General features: G+C 53.1%; 1 rRNA gene. It reads right to left on the bottom strand.

Features of this window, described 5'->3' with window-relative positions:
* Positions 1 to 939: ribosomal RNA gene (locus AAEZ18_RS18310) — 16S ribosomal RNA — on the bottom strand; the annotation flags it as partial.

Genomic DNA, 939 nt, shown 5'->3' with positions numbered 1-939 from the left:
TCCCGAAGGCACCAAACCATCTCTGGTAAGTTCTCTGTATGTCAAGTGTAGGTAAGGTTCTTCGCGTTGCATCGAATTAAACCACATGCTCCACCGCTTGTGCGGGCCCCCGTCAATTCATTTGAGTTTTAACCTTGCGGCCGTACTCCCCAGGCGGTCTACTTAATGCGTTAGCTTTGAAAAACAGAACCGAGGCTCCGAGCTTCTAGTAGACATCGTTTACGGCGTGGACTACCGGGGTATCTAATCCCGTTTGCTCCCCACGCTTTCGTACATGAGCGTCAGTGTTGACCCAGGTGGCTGCCTTCGCCATCGGTATTCCTTCAGATCTCTACGCATTTCACCGCTACACCTGAAATTCTACCACCCTCTATCACACTCTAGTTTGCCAGTTCGAAATGCAGTTCCCAGGTTGAGCCCGGGGCTTTCACATCTCGCTTAACAAACCGCCTGCGTACGCTTTACGCCCAGTAATTCCGATTAACGCTCGCACCCTCCGTATTACCGCGGCTGCTGGCACGGAGTTAGCCGGTGCTTCTTCTGTCAGTAACGTCACAGCTAGCAGGTATTAACTACTAACCTTTCCTCCTGACTGAAAGTGCTTTACAACCCGAAGGCCTTCTTCACACACGCGGCATGGCTGCATCAGGCTTGCGCCCATTGTGCAATATTCCCCACTGCTGCCTCCCGTAGGAGTCTGGGCCGTGTCTCAGTCCCAGTGTGGCTGATCATCCTCTCAAACCAGCTAGGGATCGTCGCCTTGGTGAGCCATTACCTCACCAACTAGCTAATCCCACTTGGGCCAATCTAAAGGCGAGAGCCGAAGCCCCCTTTGGTCCGTAGACATTATGCGGTATTAGCAGTCGTTTCCAACTGTTGTCCCCCACCTCAAGGCATGTTCCCAAGCATTACTCACCCGTCCGCCGCTCGTCAGCAAAG

The sequence above is a fragment of the Pseudoalteromonas sp. 19-MNA-CIBAN-0066 genome, assembly GCF_040308705.1.
Classification (GTDB): Bacteria; Pseudomonadota; Gammaproteobacteria; order Enterobacterales; family Alteromonadaceae; genus Pseudoalteromonas; species Pseudoalteromonas nigrifaciens.
This window is presented reverse-complemented; position numbering and strand designations above follow the sequence as displayed.